12 protein-coding genes and 7 pseudogenes are annotated in these 18,806 nt (G+C 51.7%); 15 read left to right on the top strand and 4 right to left on the bottom strand.

Annotation, left to right across the window (positions count from 1 at the left end):
* Nucleotides 1-108 precede the first annotated feature (108 nt).
* The 8 genes from LBF07_RS23920 to LBF07_RS23885 all read left to right on the top strand — a co-directional run bounded on the left by LBF07_RS23920 (nt 109) and on the right by LBF07_RS23885 (nt 7,845).
* Entirely contained in the window at nt 109-1,167 is a 1,059-nt protein-coding gene (locus LBF07_RS23920; RefSeq protein ID WP_108091237.1) for an ATP-grasp domain-containing protein, read from the top strand.
* Nucleotides 1,168-1,175: 8 nt separating this feature from the next.
* A complete protein-coding gene (locus tag LBF07_RS23915; protein ID WP_045295126.1) occupies nt 1,176-2,318 on the top strand; it encodes a phosphoribosyltransferase domain-containing protein in 1,143 nt (380 codons plus the stop codon).
* The gene (locus tag LBF07_RS23910; protein WP_108091236.1) at nt 2,311-3,084 is read left to right on the top strand and encodes a hypothetical protein; all 774 of its coding nucleotides are present in this window, start codon (nt 2,311-2,313) and stop codon (nt 3,082-3,084) included. Before LBF07_RS23915 ends, LBF07_RS23910 begins: the two co-directional genes overlap by 8 nt.
* 1 nt (nt 3,085) lies before the next feature.
* Nucleotides 3,086-4,165, top strand: coding sequence for a cysteine protease StiP family protein (locus LBF07_RS23905; protein ID WP_045295130.1), 1,080 nt, complete (start codon nt 3,086-3,088; stop codon nt 4,163-4,165).
* Nucleotides 4,165-5,121, top strand: a complete 957-nt coding sequence (locus LBF07_RS23900) for an HpcH/HpaI aldolase/citrate lyase family protein (RefSeq protein WP_045295132.1) — start codon at nt 4,165-4,167, stop codon at nt 5,119-5,121. The genes LBF07_RS23905 and LBF07_RS23900 overlap by 1 nt, the downstream gene beginning before the upstream one ends.
* 10 nt (nt 5,122-5,131) lie before the next feature.
* Entirely contained in the window at nt 5,132-6,355 is a 1,224-nt protein-coding gene (locus LBF07_RS23895) for a DUF4236 domain-containing protein (RefSeq protein WP_045295134.1), read from the top strand.
* A gap of 2 nt (nt 6,356-6,357) precedes the next feature.
* Nucleotides 6,358-6,846, top strand: coding sequence for a tellurium resistance protein TerW (locus tag LBF07_RS23890; protein ID WP_045295136.1), 489 nt, complete (start codon nt 6,358-6,360; stop codon nt 6,844-6,846).
* A gap of 594 nt (nt 6,847-7,440) precedes the next feature.
* Complete coding sequence (locus tag LBF07_RS23885) at nt 7,441-7,845, top strand: H-NS family nucleoid-associated regulatory protein (protein WP_045337323.1); 405 nt, start codon at nt 7,441-7,443, stop codon at nt 7,843-7,845.
* 460 nt (nt 7,846-8,305) lie between these two features.
* Here LBF07_RS23885 and LBF07_RS23880 read toward each other — a convergent pair.
* Both LBF07_RS23880 and LBF07_RS23875 read right to left on the bottom strand, forming a co-directional pair.
* Nucleotides 8,306-8,681, bottom strand: a pseudogene (locus tag LBF07_RS23880) (GNAT family N-acetyltransferase); the annotation flags it as partial.
* A gap of 103 nt (nt 8,682-8,784) precedes the next feature.
* Nucleotides 8,785-9,235, bottom strand: a pseudogene (locus LBF07_RS23875) (efflux RND transporter permease subunit); the annotation flags it as partial.
* Between the two features lie 157 nt (nt 9,236-9,392).
* Here LBF07_RS23875 and LBF07_RS23870 point away from each other — a divergent pair.
* Together LBF07_RS23870 and LBF07_RS23865 are read left to right on the top strand one after the other, a co-directional pair.
* On the top strand, nt 9,393-10,370 hold the full coding sequence (locus LBF07_RS23870) for a tyrosine-type recombinase/integrase (RefSeq protein ID WP_224435155.1): 978 nt from the start codon (nt 9,393-9,395) through the stop codon (nt 10,368-10,370).
* 130 nt (nt 10,371-10,500) lie between these two features.
* A pseudogene (locus tag LBF07_RS23865) lies at nt 10,501-10,749 on the top strand (transposase); the annotation flags it as partial.
* A 9-nt stretch (nt 10,750-10,758) separates the two neighbouring features.
* On the opposite strand, the pseudogene LBF07_RS23860 reads toward LBF07_RS23865, so the two are convergent.
* A pseudogene (locus tag LBF07_RS23860) lies at nt 10,759-11,598 on the bottom strand (IS30-like element IS30 family transposase); the annotation flags it as partial.
* Between the two features lie 236 nt (nt 11,599-11,834).
* Here LBF07_RS23860 and lacI point away from each other — a divergent pair.
* The 4 genes and pseudogenes from lacI to LBF07_RS23835 form a co-directional block, all read left to right on the top strand.
* Nucleotides 11,835-12,917 carry a DNA-binding transcriptional repressor LacI gene (gene lacI / locus LBF07_RS23850; protein WP_032664842.1) on the top strand — a complete coding sequence of 361 codons (1,083 nt, stop codon included), beginning with the start codon at nt 11,835-11,837 and terminating at the stop codon, nt 12,915-12,917.
* Nucleotides 12,918-13,038: 121 nt separating this feature from the next.
* Complete coding sequence (gene lacZ / locus LBF07_RS23845) at nt 13,039-16,113, top strand: beta-galactosidase (RefSeq protein WP_032664843.1); 3,075 nt, start codon at nt 13,039-13,041, stop codon at nt 16,111-16,113.
* Between the two features lie 51 nt (nt 16,114-16,164).
* Entirely contained in the window at nt 16,165-17,418 is a 1,254-nt protein-coding gene (gene lacY / locus LBF07_RS23840; protein ID WP_015572119.1) for a lactose permease, read from the top strand.
* 65 nt (nt 17,419-17,483) lie between these two features.
* Nucleotides 17,484-17,624, top strand: a pseudogene (locus LBF07_RS23835) (maltose acetyltransferase domain-containing protein); the annotation flags it as partial.
* 14 nt (nt 17,625-17,638) lie between these two features.
* Here LBF07_RS23835 and LBF07_RS23830 read toward each other — a convergent pair.
* A pseudogene (locus tag LBF07_RS23830) lies at nt 17,639-18,336 on the bottom strand (IS1 family transposase).
* 92 nt (nt 18,337-18,428) lie between these two features.
* On the opposite strand from LBF07_RS23830, the pseudogene LBF07_RS23825 reads away from it, so the two are divergent.
* A pseudogene (locus tag LBF07_RS23825) lies at nt 18,429-18,793 on the top strand (Tn3 family transposase); the annotation flags it as partial.
* Nucleotides 18,794-18,806 lie beyond the last annotated feature (13 nt).

Below are 18,806 nucleotides of genomic sequence, written 5' to 3'. Positions count from 1 at the left end.
AAAATGCCCGCATTTAACAATCATATTATGATTGACATCAACTTAAGACATTCTTAGACTCTCATAACCGCCTTAACAGCTTGAACTTATCAGGTAATAACTTAAAAAATGAAAAACAAAATTTGGCTTATGGAAGGACTTTCATCACAGCGTGATATTATTCAGGGAATGAAGTCTTTCGCTAAATTTAATAACTTCAATCTTGTTGTTTATGCCTCTCATCGTCACGAACGTAATGAATTGCTTGCCGTTGCTGACTATGCGCTAATCGAACCCTCTGACCCGGAAAGCCGCCTTGCTTTCATTCTCGACACTATCGGGAAACACGGGATTAATGCTGTTCATACGGGACGAAATAGTCAGTGGTTCGAACAGCATCGTGCTGCAATCGAAGCGTCGGGCGCTACGCTCACCACTGGCGCGACGGCTTCTGACTGGCTGACGCTTGCCGACGATAAAGTTACTTTCGCTGACTTTATGCAGCAATGTGGACTGCCGGTCGTCCCTTCTGTACGCATCAACTCGATTTCGGCGCTGCAGGACCATCTTGCTAATCCTCCTTTTGCGGATACTCCGCTATGTGTCAAACCCGTCACGGGTATTTATGGCATGGGATTCTGGCGTTTCGATGACGAGGCCTCCTCCATAGCGGTATTCAACAACCCGGAAAACCGGATCGTGAAACCCGGCCAGTATATTGCAGCGCTGAGCGCCGCTAAGACGTTTACCCCCCTTGTTTTGATGCCGTATCTGCCTGGACCCGAATATTCTGTCGATATTCTGGCGCACAAGGGTGAAGTCCTCGCAGCTGTGGGACGTCGCAAAGAAGGTGCGCTTCAGTATCTGGTGAACTGCGGCGAAGCATACGAGCTGGCCTGTAACTGTGCCCGGGCTATGAACGCGGACGGCCTCACCAATGTGCAGACGCGTAATGACCACAACGGCAAGCCAGTGCTGCTTGAGACGAATATGCGTCCGTCAGGTGGGATTGGATACACGTTGCGCAGCGGCGTAAATCTGCCGGGGCTGTTTGCCTTCCACCAGCTGGGCCTGATGTCGAAAAATGAAGTGATAGATAACGCGATGGTTTCCTTCAAGCCTGCAACGGTGCGATCCATTACCGATGTCATCGTCTATCCAGCCGACCTCACCAACCGTATTAATTAAGGCTCACTATGTCACTGTTGAACGAAGACACTGTTTATCGACGTGCATTGTCATGCGGCACGATTCAGGTCACACGCGCCCGGGGCGAGATGTCCCTTAACGATCTTTTTGATATTGCTGAGCGCCATAACCCGAAACGTGCTTTTCTCTTTGTCAGCAAAGTGCTGGGCAGACATATTCCGGTTCCTCCTTCGACAATGCGTCAGGCATACCAGCGTCTGGCCCGCCAGTTTCCGGAGTCCGTTCCCGGACCGGTGCTGTTTATCGGGATGGCCGAGACTGCGGTAGGTCTCGGGGCTGGCGTGTTTGATGAACTTCGCCACCAGTACGCGGATTCCGTTTACCTGACCTCAACGCGCCATCCTCAGGACGGTGAACTGCTGTGTGAATTTAAGGAAGAGCACAGCCATGCGACAGATCATCTGATCTACCTGCCCGCTGAGGCGGAAATGCGCCGCAGAGTGACCGAAGCGCGAACCCTGGTTCTGATTGATGATGAAGCCACAACCGGTAACACCTTCATCAATCTCCTTGCGGCACTGCGCAATACTGGCCGGTTGCCACAGCTGGAGCAGGTTGTGGCTGTCACACTCACCGACTGGAGTGGTGATGCGCTGGAAACGCGTTGTCCTTTGCCGGTGCGCACGCTGTCATTGGTCAGCGGTGCATGGCAGTGGGAACCCATCCCGGACGCGCCCGTCCCGGTAATGCCAGCGGTGAATGTGACTTCCCGGGGTAACTTCCCCATCACCGGCAAACAGTCCTGGGGCCGACTGGGGATGACGGCGCCCGCTAATGACCTGGGCCGTAATATCACCATCTCACCGGGAGAACGCGTGCTGGTGCTGGGCACAGGTGAATTTGTGTGGGAACCGTTCCTGCTTGCTGAGCGTCTGGCCGAGGCCGGTGCGGATGCGTTTTACAGTTCCACTACCCGATCACCGATAGCCACAGGCTTCGCCATTCAGTCGGCTATTGCCTTCACGGATAACTATGGTCTGGGCATTCCCAATTTTTTATACAACGTTGCGCACCAGCGGTTTGATCGCGTTCTGCTTTGCACCGAGACGCCAGCGGCCAGCGTGGACAGTCACCTGATGAAGACGCTGGCAGGAGTAGCCGCCAGTGTGGAGATTATTAGCTATGAATAAACCCGTTGTCCTGAGTGACCTTGATGACACCCTCTTCCAGACCCGACGCAAAATGGTGGATGAGCTCGCGCTGGAGCCCTTTAAAACCGGAGCGCTGGACAGAAGTTTAGCGCCACGCAGCTTCATGACTGAAGAGCAGTCCATGCTGGTGGACTGGTTACTGGAGCAGGCTGAACTTATTCCGGTGACGGCCCGCGGCACTGAAGAAATCAGCCGCGTGCAGATCCCCTTCCACTCTTGGGCGATTACAACCCATGGTGCCGTTATCCTGAACCCACAGGGTCAGCCTGACGAGGACTGGAAAGCGCACATGTTGCAGGGCCTGGCGCAGTACGAAGAGAGGCTTATCTCCATGCAACGTGCGATCACAGAGATGATGGAAGCCAGGGGCATTAACGCCTGGGCGCGACTCAACTATGAATATGACGGCACACCCGTCTATCTGGTGATGAAGCACCGCGACAGCACACGGCTTGATGAGCTGTATGCCATTGCAGACGAGATTGAAGCGGTATTCCCGGTCGCGGACTTCTATATCCACCGTAACAGCAACAATGTTGCCTGGCTTCCTCATCCCGTGGAAAAAGGTCTGGCCGTTACCTGGTTGCTGAACAAATTACGTGCCGAGCGAGGTGTATTCCCGGTGATTGGGCTCGGTGACAGTCTTAGCGATCACCGCTTTATGAAGCTCTGCAGCTGGTACGGGATCCCGCGTCAAAGCCAGTTCGCTGAAGCCGTCTCAATGAAAATTTTTGGAGAACTGTAAGATGCAGCCACTCATTCCTTTTTCGGGCTCTTACGACGCCAGTGATGTCCAGTTCCTGCTCAAACCCATTGAAATGGAAATGACGCCGGTTGACCAAAAAGAGGCGCTGATCCAGTCCGGCAAAAAGCATTATTCAGACATGCTGAGCCAGGAGCCTGCCCCTACCTCTTGGCATCTGGATCTATTCTCACGCGCACTGGATCGTGGCGCGGCCCGACTGGCACACGAAGTAACACAACTTGCCCGCGAACTGGCCAACCGCTTTGGTGATGAACCCATTATTCTGGCAAGTCTCGTCCGGGCCGGTGTGCCTCTGGGCGTGATGCTGCATCAGACGCTGCGGGACATGGGGAAAACATCCTTCCACTACGGGATCAGCATCATTCGTGATCGCGGCATCGATACCGCTGCCCTGGATATCATTGAATCCCGTCATGGCACACATGGCATTGTGTTCGTTGATGGCTGGACCGGTAAAGGCGCGATCACGGGTCAACTGGTTCGCTCCCTGGAAGGACGCAGCGGTTATCCGGAACACCCCCGCCTTGTGGTGCTCGCTGACCCGTGTGGCTGCTCCTGGCTGGCGGCAAGCGATGATGACTGGCTGATCCCGTTCGGGATTATGGGGGCGCCGGTATCAGGCCTTATTTCACGCTCTGTATGGACTACTGAAGGGTTACACGGCTGCGTCGTGTGCGAACATCTGAATGAGTACGAATGCAGCCGCTTGCTGGTCGGGACGGTTGCCGATTATCGCGAAAAACTCGATCCCGCGGCTGTACCCGGGCTCGACTGGAATATGGCAGCGAATACCGGTCTGTGGCAGAAGAGTCGTGATGTGATCGCCCTCCTTGCTGACAGGTATGCGGTCGACAGCATCAACCGGATTAAACCGGGTATCGCTGAAGCAACCCGCGCCGTATTACGCCGGGTACCCGATCATGTGTTTGTACGCTCAGTCAGCGATCCGGATGTCGAGTTACTGGTAGGCCTGGCCCGCGATAAAGGGATCATCGTTACCGAAATGGGTGACGCACTTGGCCAGTACCGGGCCGTGACCATTATTAAAAAGGTGCTCTGATGAAAAATCGCCTCTCGCCCTGGAATCTTGGCGCCACGCTGTACATGCCCGCAACCCGTTACGATATTGAGGGAGCTATCCTGGACGGCAAGATCCCGGGACTTCGCTCGCTGGTCATTTGTCTGGAGGATGCGGTCAGTGAAACAGATATCCCCCGGGCGCTGGAAAATCTGAGACAGCTGCTGCAGCGCCTCAGCCAGGAAAAATTACGTGCCGGTAACCAGGACTGGCCGCTGGTGTTTATTCGCCCGCGACATACGGAAATGGGGCAATGGCTGGTTCAGAATGTCGACCTGAGCGCCGTTGACGGTTTTGTACTGCCAAAATTCACTCTGGCCTCGTTGCCGGAATGGTGGGCGGCAATGGCAGACACGCACCTTTGTCTTATGCCGACCCTTGAAACCGACGACGTGTTTGATGTCCTCCGGATGCGTGAACTTGCGGAAAAGCTACTTTCTCATCCATGCCTTGATCGGCTCATTGCCCTGCGTATCGGCGGAAATGACCTGATGAATGTGGTCTCGCTGAGACGGCCGCGGAATCTGACACTTTACGACGGGCCTATGGGCTACGTGATTAAAATGCTGGTGTCAGTATTCGGTCCGCGTGATTTTGCGCTGACGGCGCCAGTCTGTGAGCATATTGACGATCATGACATTATGGCGCGGGAGCTGGCGCTTGATATGGCGCATGGGCTGGTGGGTAAAACGGCCATCCACCCTGCTCAGATTGATGTTATCGAAAACGCACTGAAGGTATCAGCAGGCGAACATTCGGATGCGCTCCGGATCCTCAACTCCACTCAGGCTGTATTCAAATCGCAGGGCGCGATGTGCGAACCGGCAACGCATCGCCGCTGGGCAGCGAGCATACTGGAACGAGCCCGGATATATGGCATGATCCCGGAACAAAGCGCAGAGGGTATCAGACTGATGCCACTGTCACAGAAAAACTGAGGATGTCGTAATGGGATTTCGATTTCGTAAAACGATCAACATCATTCCCGGCGTACGGCTGAACTTAAGTAACGGCGCACCGAGTCTCAGCGTAGGACCGCGGGGGGCGTCTGTATCCATTGGTAGCCGGGGCACTTATGCCAACCTGGGTTTGCCGGGTACCGGCCTGAGTTATCGCACCAGACTGGATAGCTCAGCCCGCTCACGTACTGCCCGTAGCGCACAACCCGATCCTTCTATTCGGCTGGAGCTCGAAAAGGAAGTGGGCGCACTGATGTCTGTTGTGAGCAGTATTGCCAATATCCATGAGCTGACGCCGGATCCCCGCCAGGGTATCAGCTGGTCCGAACTGGAAACAGAATATCTGGCCAGTCGTCAGAAACCCTGGCTGGTACCGGCGCCGGTACGTCCGGCGAAACCTGAGTTGATGCCCTTACCAGAGCAACCGGATGAGAGCACTAGTGTAGGATTTTTTGGGAAATGGTTTGAATCCGATGCGGCCCGTGCAGAGCGTCTTGAGGAGCTCAGGAATCAATGGCAGCAGACGCTGGCTGATACGGAACGAGAAAATACGCTCCGCCAGCATCGCTATCAGCAGCAGCGCACCGCCTGGGCTGAACAGTATGCCAATTGGCAATTCGAGGCTAAGGAGCATGAAAGCAGGCTGATCGCATCGCAGGCTGAAGCCCGTGACCAGTTTCGCAGGGACAGTGCTTTCTTTGAGTCCCGACTGGGTGAGGTACTGGCGCAAACTGAGTGGCCACGGGAAACTCTGGTGACGTTCGAAGTCAAACCTGAACAGTCCACGGTCTGGCTCGATGTCGATCTGCCTGAGATAGAAGACATGCCTGATAAAACTTACGGTGTGAATGCCCGCGGTACAGAAATCACCGAAAAGGCCATGACGCAAAAAGCACAGCGAGAAAATTACGCACGCCATGTTCATGGGTGCCTGTTGCGCCTGGCCGGTATTGCCCTGCATACACTACCCTTTGACTACGTGGTGGTTTCAGGTTTTACCCAGCGCATCAGTAAACGGACCGGGTATCTTGAAGACGAATACATCCTGTCATGCAAATTTAGCAGAGCACAGATGGCGTCGATTAATTTTGCCGGGATAGAACATGTGGATCCGGTGGAAGCGCTTGGAGACTATCCGGTTATCAGAAAGATGAGCACGACATTTATCTTTCAGGCAATTGAACCACTTTTTTTTGACGCAGGCTTTAACTAACGATGCAACTCAATACGCGACAGGTCCGCATTTTCACTCTGGCTAATTTACTGGGCACCGGGAAACCGGTTCCTGCCGCCGATATCATCACCAGCCTGGAATGTTCAGAGCCAACCCTGACACGGGCCCTTAAAGCACTCAGGGAAGACTATTCAGCAGAAATAAAGTACAGCAAGGCCAGTCACTCTTACCAGATGATCACGCCGGGTAACCTTGATAAAAAAACGCTGCGACGGATGAGTGATGATCTGGCAAAGAATGCCGAACTGAAAAGCACAGAGTCAGGTGGCCGCGTCATTCTGGATAAAGATAAAAAAACAGCGGTCTCTTTATCGCTGCGTATGAAAATACTGCGGAAGATAGACAGGCTTGCGGATATGGAAGGTCTCTCAAGAAGCGAGGCCGTGGAAAAAATAACGGAACGTGTGATTGACGAGCTTTTAAAGGAAAGCCGTGAAAATGAGAAGATTCGGAAAAATGAATCCCCTTAACACAAAGTAACCGACAGAGAGCATAAAATATGCGCACCCGGTAAACCATTACTCCTGCAATGGTAAGTAAAACTTTAACCGGGAGCGTTTATTTATCTTCGACCAAAGTTGCCCTGACTCAGCATTATGCTTGCCATAGCCACTATCAGCGAATACCTTACATCAAAGCTGAACTCAGATTATCTTCATATAAGGGGTAACATTACCCCTGACCCACGCTTATCAAAACACTCTCAAGTAGTCAGGGTTGATGCATTTTAAACCAGGTATATGGTATGAGTTGCCATAAGGTTTTTGTAACTAATTTTGTATTTCTAACTTTTTAACATCATAAATATGCCGGGTAAATCCCTACCTGTGATTCATTTTAAGTATCGTTCCCATCTAACATGTATGAACCCCATGCGACTTTACAACCTGTATACCAAGGCACAATGTCTCAGAAGCTCTTCAAGCGCAGTTCATTCATTTTAAGAAACATAAAGAAGTGAATCCGTTCGACATTGTTCATTAATTCAGTTGGCTTTCTGTTGATTTTATTTTTTAATGTTTCATAATCAACTGAGATTATGATTACTACCCTCTGGAGCTAAAATGTCTGAAGAACTGAAAACACTTAATAACACCCGTTCACTGCGAGCTCAGGCGCGTGAGTTGCCTCTCGAAACTCTGGAAGACATTCTGGAGAAGTTTAATGTCATCGTTTCGGAACGTCGTGATGAAGAAGAAGCAAAACGTAACGAGATTTCGGAACGTACAGAGAAGCTGAATAAGTTGCGCCAGTTGATGCTGGATGATGGTATTGACCCGTCAGAGTTGCTTGAATTCTCCACCGGCCAGACAAAACCTAAAAAAGAGCGTGCAGCACGACCGGCCAAATACCAGTACACCGATGAAAACGGTGAAACTAAAACATGGACTGGCCAGGGCCGTACACCTAAAGTTTTTGCTGAACACATTGCCAACGGCGGCAATGTTGATGACTTCTTGATTAAATGATAAAAAAGGCAGGGAATTAATCTCCCTGCCTTTTTTCTTCCTTTCGTGCATATCAACTGCTCATACTCTGAACATTCGTATTTGTTTCCGGCGCCGCATTGTCTGTTTTCTTTCATTTACTTGATTGGTTCGGCGCGTCTTGGCATCCTCAAGTAACTAGCAGAGTCGGTCAGCTCCGTCGGATTGCCAAAATAAGTGTTACGAGCATCCGGCTAGCTTATGATGGTGAACGGCAGGCGTACGGGACCTCTTCATAAACAATTCAGAATTACCGCTACTTATTATTTTCAAAAACAGACAAAGACTAAGGTACGTTGAAATTTTGATTTAGTGGAGAGTCAGATCATTGATCTGTGTTCAATAAAATTGTGTTCAGTAACTGCATTACCATTAAAAACACTAAGAATATTGTTCATTTCAATTAGCAGGCATTTTTTTCTGGGCCACTATTGCTCTGCAACCTCTGCGTGTAACGTTCACAAAATTTTTTAGAAGCCAGATTGTAAACTTCCACCCAGGCATACAAACGTCTGTTTAAATAAATAATCAAACAATGCAGCAAATGACTCGTTCGCATATCTCTGGCGTTCATAACGTTGAGTAAAGTGTCAGCCTACTGACCTGGTATTGCTGTCTGGCTTATTGCTATTGTCCGCAAAAAGATATCCGATTAACGTATCGGTTTTTAGACAAACGGCAAACTGTGCTGGGTCAGTGGCTCGTTTAGCCACGTCGACCTCCGCCTCGGCTAGTGAATGTAACTTTTCAACCTAAAAGCAAGGAGCACGTGGTGAAGAGAGGTAATCGAAAAGTGCTGCCGCATCCTCTCCCTTAAATTAACCTTTGTGTGATAATGATGTTCATAATATCCTTGATAATGTAATGCCAGCCAGTTCAGCAAGAAGCCTGCTTTAAACTGACCGGAACATAGCGCAGAGATTAGCCGTTCCGGCTATTCCCCGGTATGTCTTTTCGCATGCCAGTAAATCGGGTGATATTTACGAAAAATACCGGAACAAAGGAAATGGCCAGTAGCGTTCCGCTAATCATCCCGCCGAATACACTGGTACCGATCGCATGCTTTGTGCTGTCACTGGCCCCATGGTAAGCATCAGCGGAACAGTGTTTAATGTGAAAACCAGAGAAGTAATCCGTATTGACCACAAGCGCTGCTTCAATGCAATCAATGTCGCATCAATAAGGGTCTTTCCTTCTTTCATCAATTGTTTCGCGAATTCGATAACCAGAATCGCATTCTTAGCGGAAAGGCCAATCAGGGTTATCTGGCCCACTTTGAAAAAGACGTCATTCGTCATATTCGTTACGGCTAAAGCCAGCACAGCGCCGAGCAATCCAAAGGAACTATAAGCATTTCCGCTAAGGGAACGGACTAGGTTTCGTAAAGAGCAATACCACCAGTATCAAGGCGAGATAGCTGCTTTATCTACTTATTAAAATGTACCTTTGAAAAAGTAGACTTTCTGCGGTACGCTCTGACAGTAAGTTTGCCCCCGATTTTTTACGCAGCGCGCCGGACGGAGCCCGACATGATCCTGATTCCCGATGACGAACCGGAGCTGAGTCTGCCCGCAGCCAGTGAGGAATTCCTGCCGGCGCTGTCAGGTGAGAATGCCCCGGTCAGCCCGGCCCGGGCCTACCTGCTTTCACTCAATTCCCACCGCAGCCGGCAGACCATGGCCTCGTTCCTGAACATCGTCGCCGTTATGCTCGGAGCTGCCTCCCTGGAGTCCTGCAGCTGGGGCAGCCTGCGGCGCCATCACGTGATGGCCGTGACCGAACTGCTGCGCGACACCGGCCGGGCCACCGCCACCGTCAACACCTATCTTTCGGCACTGAAGGGCGTGGCAAAAGAAGCCTGGATGCTTAAGCTAATGGACGTCGAGAGTTTCCAGCACATCCGGGCGGTACGTAACCTGAGGGGCAGCCGCCTGCCGCGCGGCCGGGCCCTGCCACCGGAGGAGATACGGGCGCTGTTTGGTGCCTGCGAGGCCGATGACTCCAGCATCGGGGTACGCGATGCGGCAATGCTGGCCGTCATTCTCGGCTGCGGGCTGCGCCGCTCGGAGGCCGTGGGGCTGGATTTGAGTGACGTTGTCACCCATGAGCGGGCGCTCCGGGTACTGGGTAAGGGAAACAAGGAGCGGCTGGCATACATGCCGGCTGGTACCTGGCAGCGGCTAACAATGTGGATTGAACAGGTTCGGGGGGAGAGAGAGGGGCCGCTGTTCACCCGTATCCGTCGTTTTGACACCCTGACGAATGACCGCCTGACCGACCAGGCGGTGTACCATGTCCTGCAGGTGCGCCAGCGCCAGGCCGGAATAGCCAAATGCGCGCCGCACGACTTGCGTCGAACCTTTGCCACCGCCATGCTGGATAACGGCGAGGATCTCATCACGGTGAAGGATGCGATGGGTCATGCCAGCGTCACCACCACCCAGCAGTACGATCGCCGCGGAGAAGCGCGCCTGCGCACGGCCCGTGACCGTCTGGATCTGATATGAACTTAACAAGATGGCAAGATGTTAAGTTAACAAGATACCAGGTTAATATGTTCGCAGGCTACGCGATTGAATCGCCACGGGTTTAACAGACACCTCAGAGTCATTTAAGATGGCTTAAAGAGAGGTGCCCATGAGCGGTAAGCGTTATCCCGAAGAGTTTAAAACTGAAGCAGTCAAACAGGTTGTTGATCGCGGTTATTCTGTTGCCAGCGTTGCAACACGTCTCGATATCACCACCCACAGCCTTTACGCCTGGATAAAGAAGTACGGTCCGGATTCTTCCGCTAATAAAGAACAGTCAGATGCTCAGGCCGAGATCCGCCGTCTCCAGAAAGAGCTGAAGCGGGTTACCGACGAACGGGACATATTAAAAAAAGCCGCTGTAGATTCAATCTGTCAATGCAACACCCCTTTCAATTATCTCTTTCGGTGTTTTGAACTTCAGTGTCTTTCTCGGTCTGTTGTTTAGCTGAGCAGCAACCAGATCTAGTTCATGTTGAGTATATTGGGCAAGACATGTCTTTTTAGGAAAGTACTGCCGAATTAGCCCATTTGTGTTCTCATTTGTTCCCCGCTGCCAAGGACTCTGAGGATCGCAGAAGTAAACTTTAACGCCGGTGCTGACAGTAAATTCTAGATGTCTGGCCAGTTCCATTCCTCTGTCCCATGTCAGTGATTTTCTGAGTTCTGACGGTAAACTCAGGAATTTGTCGGTAAGAGCCTGATTTACTGAGACAGAATCTTTGCCCCTGAGTCTAAGGATGATCGTATAACGTGATTTTCGGTCTACAAGTGTGGCTATATGAGAGTTTTTTGTACCTGAGACTAAATCGCCCTCCCAATGCCCCAGAGAGCGTCTGTTATCGATATTTCGGGAACGTTCGTGAATTGGTGTTCCGTTCACTATGTTAATCGTACCTCTTTCGCCTTTGCGGGTATGACGCCTGCCATGGCGAAGGCTATGCGACCGTCGCAGATGCTGTATATTCAGGTGGTGTAGCGCTTCACGGCTACGAAAGTACAGCGTTTTATAAATTGTCTCAGGTGATATTCGCAGCGTTTTTTGACGTGGTTTTGTTCGCCTTAACCATCCTGATATTTGCTCTGGAGACCATTTCATCTCCAGCTTTTCCAGAACAAGCTTTCGCAATGGTAAATTTTGATCCAGTAAGCACGGTTTTGGCCTTTTCGCCATTCTGTTGGCTCGGTTATTAGCATCAACAGCTTTGGTAATGCTGTCAACCTGTTGATGACTATTTTAATCTGTAGTCATTCAATCCTTGTAACATCAGGATGATCCTGGTGTCAGTGAAAATACGAAATCAACACGTTGGTATCATTACCCACCTGTGAACTGACGTCGGCATTTTGAATCTCACTTCGGCGTGCCCCCTCCGAATGGCGCAAAACATTTCGTGGTATGGCATGATAGCACCCGAAGAGAGTCAATTCAGGGTGGTAAATGTGAAACCAGTAACGCTATACGATGTCGCAGAGTATGCCGGTGTCTCTTATCAGACCGTTTCCCGCGTGGTGAACAAGGCCAGCCACGTCTCTGCGAAAACGCGGGAAAAGGTGGAAGCGGCGATGGCGCAGCTGAACTACATTCCCAACCGCGTGGCACAACAACTGGCGGGCAAACAGTCGTTGCTGATTGGCGTTGCTACCTCCAGTCTGGCCCTGCACGCGCCGTCGCAAATTGTCGCGGCGATTAAATCTCGCGCCGATCAACTGGGTGCCAGCGTGGTGGTGTCGATGGTAGAACGAAGCAGCGTCGAAGCCTGTAAAGCGGCGGTACATAACCTTCTCGCGCAACGCGTCAGTGGTCTGATCATTAACTATCCGCTGGATGACGAGGATGCCATTGCTGTGGAAGCTGCCTGCGCTAATGTTCCGGCCCTATTTCTTGATGTCTCTGACCAGACTCCCATCAACAGTATTATTTTTTCCCATGAAGACGGTACGCGACTGGGCGTGGAGCATCTGATCGCATTGGGTCACCAGCAAATCGCGTTGTTAGCCGGTCCATTAAGTTCTGTCTCGGCGCGTCTGCGTCTGGCGGACTGGCATAAATATCTCACACGCAATCAAATTCATCCGATAGCGGAACGGGAAGGCGACTGGAGTGCCATGTCCGGTTTTCAACAAACTATGCAAATGCTGAATGAGGGCATCGTTCCCACTGCGATGCTGGTTGCCAACGATCAGATGGCGCTGGGCGCAATGCGCGCTATTACCGAGTCCGGGCTGCGCGTTGGTGCGGATATCTCGGTAGTGGGATACGACGATACCGAAGACAGCTCGTGTTATATCCCGCCGTTAACCACCATCAAACAGGATTTTCGCCTGCTGGGGAAAACTAGCGTGGACCGCTTGCTGAAACTCTCTCAGGGCCAGGCGGTGAAGAGCAATCAGCTGTTGCCCGTCTCACTGGTGAAAAGAAAAACCACCCTACCGCCCAATACGCAAACCACCTCTCCCCGCACGTTGGCAGATTCCTTAATGCAGCTGGCACGACAAGTTTCCCGACTTGAAAGCGGGCAGTGAGCGCAACGCAATTAATGTGAGTCAGCTCACTCATTAGGCACCCCAGGCTTTACACTCTATGTGTCCGGCTCGTATGTTATGCGAAAATGTGAGCAGATAACAATTCACACAGGATACAACTATGACAATGATTACGGATTCACTGGCCGTCGTATTACAACGTCGTGACTGGGAAAACCCTGGCGTTACCCAACTTAATCGCCTTGCGGCACATCCCCCTTTCGCCAGCTGGCGTAATAGCGAAGAGGCTCGCACCGATCGCCCTTCCCAAGAGTCGCGCAGCCTGAATGGTGAATGGCGCTTTGCCTGGTTTCCGGCACCAGAAGCGGTACCAGAAAGCTGGCTGGAGCGCGATCTTCCTGACGCCGATACTGTCATAGTCCCCTCAAACTGGCAGATGCACGGTTACGATGCGCCTATCTACACCAACGTGACCTATCCCATTGCGGTCAATCCGCCGTATGTTCCCACGGAGAATCCGACGGGTTGTTACTCGCTCACATTTAATATTGATGAAAGCTGGCTACAGGAAGGCCAGACGCGAATTATTTTTGATGGTGTTAACTCGGCGTTTCATTTGTGGTGCAACGGGCGCTGGGTCGGTTACGGACAGGACAGTCGTTTGCCGTCTGAATTTGACCTGAGCGCATTTTTACACGCCGGAGAAAACCGCCTCGCGGTGATGGTGCTGCGCTGGAGTGACGGCAGTTATCTGGAAGATCAGGATATGTGGCGGATGAGCGGCATTTTCCGTGACGTCTCGTTGCTGCATAAACCGACCACGCAAATCAGCGATTTACATGTAGCCACTCACTTTAATGATGATTTCAGCCGCGCTGTACTGGAGGCAGACGTTCAGATATACGGCGAGCTGCGCGATGAGCTGCGGGTGACGGTTTCTTTGTGGCAGGGTGAAACGCAGGTCGCCAGCGGCACCGCGCCTTTCGGCGGTGAAATTATCGATGAGCGTGGTGGTTATGCCGATCACGTCACCCTACGTCTGAACGTCGAAAACCCGAAACTGTGGAGCGCCGAAATCCCGAATCTCTATCGTGCAGTGGTTGAACTGCACACCGCCGACGGCACGCTGATTGAAGCAGAAGCCTGCGATGTCGGTTTCCGCGAGGTGCGGATTGAAAATGGTCTGCTGCTGCTGAACGGCAAGCCGTTGCTGATTCGCGGCGTTAACCGTCACGAGCATCATCCTCTGCATGGTCAGGTCATGGATGAGCAGACGATGGTGCAGGATATCCTGCTGATGAAGCAGAACAACTTTAACGCCGTGCGCTGTTCGCATTATCCGAACCATCCGCTGTGGTACACGCTGTGCGACCGCTACGGCCTGTATGTGGTGGATGAAGCCAACATTGAAACCCACGGCATGGTGCCAATGAATCGTCTGACCGATGATCCGCGCTGGCTACCCGCGATGAGCGAACGCGTAACGCGAATGGTGCAGCGCGATCGTAATCACCCGAGTGTGATCATCTGGTCGCTGGGGAATGAATCAGGCCACGGCGCTAATCACGACGCACTCTATCGCTGGATCAAATCTGTCGATCCTTCCCGCCCGGTACAGTATGAAGGCGGCGGAGCCGACACCTTCGCAACCGATATTATTTGCCCGATGTACGCGCGCGTGGATGAAGACCAGCCCTTCCCGGCTGTACCGAAATGGTCCATCAAAAAATGGCTTTCGTTGCCTGGAGAGACGCGCCCGCTGATCCTTTGCGAATACGCCCACGCGATGGGTAACAGTCTTGGCGGCTTCGCTAAATACTGGCAGGCGTTTCGTCAGTACCCCCGTTTACAGGGCGGCTTCGTCTGGGACTGGGTGGATCAGTCGCTGATTAAATATGATGAAAATGGCAATCCGTGGTCGGCTTACGGCGGTGATTTTGGCGATACGCCGAATGATCGCCAGTTCTGCATGAACGGTCTGGTCTTTGCCGACCGCACGCCGCATCCGGCGCTGACGGAAGCAAAACACCAGCAGCAGTTTTTCCAGTTCAGTTTATCCGGGCAAACCATCGAAGTGACCAGCGAATACCTGTTCCGTCATAGCGATAACGAGCTCCTGCACTGGATGGTGGCGCTGGATGGCAAGCCGCTGGCAAGCGGTGAAGTGCCTCTGGATGTCGCTCCACAAGGTAAACAGTTGATTGAACTGCCTGGACTACCGCAGCCGAAGAGCGCCGGACAACTCTGGCTAACGGTTCACGTAGTGCAACCGAACGCGACCACATGGTCAGCAGCCGGACACATCAGCGCCTGGCAGCAGTGGCGTCTGGCGGAAAACCTCAGCGTGACACTCCCCTCCGCGCCCCACGCCATCCCGCAACTGACCACCAGCGAAACGGATTTTTGCATCGAGCTGGATAATAAGCGTTGGCAATTTAACCGCCAGTCAGGCTTTCTTTCACAGATGTGGATTGGCGATAAAAAACAACTGCTGACGCCGCTGCGCGATCAGTTCACCCGCGCACCGCTGGATAACGACATTGGCGTAAGTGAAGCGACCCGCATTGACCCTAACGCCTGGGTCGAACGCTGGAAGGCGGCGGGCCATTACCAGGCCGAAGCAGCGTTGTTGCAGTGCACGGCAGATACGCTTGCCGACGCGGTGTTGATTACCACGGTCCACGCGTGGCAGCATCAGGGGAAAACCTTATTTATCAGCCGGAAAACCTACCGGATTGATGGAAGTGGTCAAATGGCGATTACCGTTGATGTTGAAGTGGCGAGCAATACGCCACATCCGGCGCGGATTGGCCTGACCTGCCAGCTGGCGCAGGTAGCAGAGCGGGTAAACTGGCTCGGATTAGGGCCGCAAGAAAACTATCCCGACCGCCTTACTGCGGCCTGTTTTGACCGCTGGGATCTGCCATTGTCAGACATGTATACCCCGTACGTCTTCCCGAGCGAAAACGGTCTGCGCTGCGGGACGCGCGAATTGAATTATGGCCCACACCAGTGGCGCGGCGACTTCCAGTTCAACATCAGCCGCTACAGTCAACAGCAACTGATGGAAACCAGCCATCGCCATCTGCTGCACGCGGAAGAAGGCACATGGCTGAATATCGACGGTTTCCATATGGGGATTGGTGGCGACGACTCCTGGAGCCCGTCAGTGTCGGCGGAATTCCAGCTTAGCGCCGGTAGCTACCATTACCAGTTGCTCTGGTGTCAAAAATAATAATAACCGGGCAGGCCATGTCTGCCCGTATTTCGCGTAAGGAAATCCATTATGTACTATTTAAAAAACACAAACTTTTGGATGTTCGGTTTATTCTTTTTCTTTTACTTTTTTATCATGGGAGCCTACTTCCCGTTTTTCCCGATTTGGCTACATGACATCAACCATATCAGCAAAAGTGATACGGGTATTATTTTTGCCGCTATTTCTCTGTTCTCGCTATTATTCCAACCGCTGTTTGGTCTGCTTTCTGACAAACTCGGGCTGCGCAAATACCTGCTGTGGATTATTACCGGCATGTTAGTGATGTTTGCGCCGTTCTTTATTTTTATCTTCGGGCCACTGTTACAATACAACATTTTAGTAGGATCGATTGTTGGTGGTATTTATCTAGGCTTTTGTTTTAACGCCGGTGCGCCAGCAGTAGAGGCATTTATCGAGAAAGTCAGCCGTCGCAGTAATTTCGAATTTGGTCGAGCGCGGATGTTTGGCTGTGTTGGCTGGGCGCTGTGTGCCTCGATTGTCGGCATCATGTTCACCATCAATAATCAGTTTGTTTTCTGGCTGGGTTCTGGCTGTGCACTCATCCTCGCCGTTTTACTCTTTTTCGCCAAAACGGATGCGCCCTCTTCTGCCACGGTTGCCAATGCGGTAGGTGCCAACCATTCGGCATTTAGCCTTAAGCTGGCGCTGGAACTGTTCAGACAGCCAAAACTGTGGTTTTTGTCACTGTATGTTATTGGCGTTTCCTGCACCTACGATGTTTTTGACCAACAGTTTGCTAATTTCTTTACTTCGTTCTTTGCTACCGGTGAACAGGGTACGCGGGTATTTGGCTACGTAACGACAATGGGCGAATTACTTAACGCCTCGATTATGTTTTTTGCGCCACTGATCATTAATCGCATCGGTGGGAAAAACGCCCTGCTGCTGGCTGGCACTATTATGTCAGTACGTATTATTGGCTCATCGTTCGCTACCTCAGCACTGGAAGTGGTTATTCTGAAAACGCTGCATATGTTTGAAGTACCGTTCCTGCTGGTGGGCTGCTTTAAATATATTACCAGCCAGTTTGAAGTGCGTTTTTCAGCGACGATTTATCTGGTCTGTTTCTGCTTCTTTAAGCAACTGGCGATGGTTTTTATGTCTATTCTGGCGGGCAATATGTATGAAAGCATCGGTTTCCAGGGCGCTTACCTGGTGCTGGGTCTGGTGGCGCTGGGCTTCACCTTAATTTCCGTGTTCACGCTTAGCGGCCCCGGCCCACTTTCCCTGCTGCGTCGCCAGGTGAATGAAGTCGCTTAAGAAATTAATGTCGGATACGGCGCGAGCGCCTTATCCGACCAACTTATCAGGACGGAATGTTAAAAATGAACATGTCGATGACAGAAAAAATAAAAGCAGGCAAGCTATTTACCGATATGTGCGAAGGCTTACCTGAAAAAAGACTTCGTGGGAAAACATTAATGTATGAGTTCAATCACTCGCATCCATCAGAAGTTGAAAAAAGGGTAATGACTCCAACTTATTGATAGTGTTTTATGTTCAGATAATGCCCGATGACTTTGTCATGCAGCTCCACCGATTTTGAGAGCTACAGCGACTTCCGTCCCAGCCGTGCCAGGTGCTGCCTCAGATTCAGGTTATGCCGCTCAATTCGCTGCGTATATCGCTTGCTGATTACGTGCAGCTTTCCCTTCAGGCGGGATTCATACAGCGGCCAGCCATCCGTCATCCATATCACCACGTCAAAGGGTGACAGCAGGCTCATAAGACGCCCCAGCGTCGCCATAGTGCGTTCACCGAATACGTGCGCAACAACCGTCTTCCGGAGCCTGTCATACGCGTAAAACAGCCAGCGCTGGCGCGATTTAGCCCCGACGTATCCCCACTGTTCGTCCATTTCCGCGCAGACGATGACGTCACTGCCCGGCTGTATGCGCGAGGTTACCAACTGCGGCCTGAGTTTTTTAAATGGCGGAAAATCGTGTTGAGGCCAACGCCCATAATGCGGGCGGTTGCCCGGCATCCAACGCCATTCATGGCCATATCAATGATTTTCTGGTGCGTACCGGGTTGAGAAGCGGTGTAAGTGAACTGCAGTTGCCATGTTTTACGGCAGTGAGAGCAGAGATAGCGCTGATGTCCGGCAGTGCTTTTGCCGTTACGCACCACCCCGTCAGTAGCTGAACAGGAGGGACAGCTGATAGAAACAGAAGCCACTGGAGCACCTCAAAAACACCATCATACACTAAATCAGTAAGTTGGCAGCATCACCCATTTTTGTGCATTACGTCGCATGTATATTCCTCGTTAAAATACAGGCGGGGCTGAATAAAGGTGAGGCTCGCAATGCCCTTGCGCGAGCGGTCTTTATGCATCGGCTGGGTGAAATCAGAGATCGGGGGCTGGAGAATCAGAGCTATCGAGCCAGCGGTCTGACGTTGCTGACTGCGGCGATCTCACTGTGGAATACGGTATATATAGAAAGAGCGATAGATTCTTTGAGACGAAAAGGGATCCCGATTAATGAGCAACTGATTACCATCTGTCACCACTGGGATGGGAACATATCAACCTGAGCGGGGATTACGTCTGGAGAACGAACCTCAAACTGGGACAGGGTAAATACCGCGCATTACGCTCAGTGAATAGTAATATGTACAAAAAACAGGCTTAGCGTAGGATAATTA

Source organism: Enterobacter cloacae complex sp. ECL352 (assembly GCF_020149545.1).
GTDB classification, from domain to species: domain Bacteria; phylum Pseudomonadota; class Gammaproteobacteria; order Enterobacterales; family Enterobacteriaceae; genus Enterobacter; species Enterobacter asburiae_B.
Note: the sequence above shows the minus strand (reverse complement) of the source record. Positions and strands in the feature narration are given on the sequence as shown.

What these genes read in the sequence shown, in the direction of transcription:
- lacZ (WP_032664843.1), top strand. Translation starts at nt 13,039, where the DNA reads ATGACAATGATTACGGATTCACTGGCCGTCGTATTACAACGTCGTGAC.
- LBF07_RS23915 (WP_045295126.1), top strand. Translation starts at nt 1,176, where the DNA reads ATGTCACTGTTGAACGAAGACACTGTTTATCGACGTGCATTGTCATGC.
- LBF07_RS23870 (WP_224435155.1), top strand. Translation starts at nt 9,393, where the DNA reads ATGATCCTGATTCCCGATGACGAACCGGAGCTGAGTCTGCCCGCAGCC.
- LBF07_RS23920 (WP_108091237.1), top strand. Translation starts at nt 109, where the DNA reads ATGAAAAACAAAATTTGGCTTATGGAAGGACTTTCATCACAGCGTGAT.
- lacY (WP_015572119.1), top strand. Translation starts at nt 16,165, where the DNA reads ATGTACTATTTAAAAAACACAAACTTTTGGATGTTCGGTTTATTCTTT.
- LBF07_RS23885 (WP_045337323.1), top strand. Translation starts at nt 7,441, where the DNA reads ATGTCTGAAGAACTGAAAACACTTAATAACACCCGTTCACTGCGAGCT.
- LBF07_RS23895 (WP_045295134.1), top strand. Translation starts at nt 5,132, where the DNA reads ATGGGATTTCGATTTCGTAAAACGATCAACATCATTCCCGGCGTACGG.
- LBF07_RS23890 (WP_045295136.1), top strand. Translation starts at nt 6,358, where the DNA reads ATGCAACTCAATACGCGACAGGTCCGCATTTTCACTCTGGCTAATTTA.
- LBF07_RS23905 (WP_045295130.1), top strand. Translation starts at nt 3,086, where the DNA reads ATGCAGCCACTCATTCCTTTTTCGGGCTCTTACGACGCCAGTGATGTC.
- LBF07_RS23900 (WP_045295132.1), top strand. Translation starts at nt 4,165, where the DNA reads ATGAAAAATCGCCTCTCGCCCTGGAATCTTGGCGCCACGCTGTACATG.
- LBF07_RS23910 (WP_108091236.1), top strand. Translation starts at nt 2,311, where the DNA reads ATGAATAAACCCGTTGTCCTGAGTGACCTTGATGACACCCTCTTCCAG.